At 66.4% G+C, this 229-nt stretch carries 1 protein-coding gene; it reads right to left on the reverse strand.

Annotation, left to right across the window (positions count from 1 at the left end):
* Positions 1-229, reverse strand: a 229-nt coding sequence (locus tag FLQ03_RS19205) for a hypothetical protein (protein ID WP_206211021.1), incomplete at both ends; no start/stop codon positions are given.

The raw sequence follows: 229 nt of genomic DNA on the forward strand, positions 1-229 counted from the left end.
GCCGCGCGCTTCGCGCTGTTCACCGCCGAAGCGTGGTTTGTCGAAGCTGCGTTCTTCGCGCTGGAAGCCGCCATCGCGACGCTCGCCGCCGAAGCGCGGTTTGTCGAAGCTGCGATCTTCGCGCTGGAAGCCGCCTTCGCGACGTTCGCCGCCGAAGCGCGGTATGTCGTAGCTGCGTTCTTCACGCTGGAAGCCTCCTTCGCCATGCTGGTCAGCCAAGACCGTGCGC

Source organism: Vogesella urethralis (assembly GCF_007644045.2).
Taxonomy (GTDB): domain Bacteria; phylum Pseudomonadota; class Gammaproteobacteria; order Burkholderiales; family Chromobacteriaceae; genus Vogesella; species Vogesella urethralis.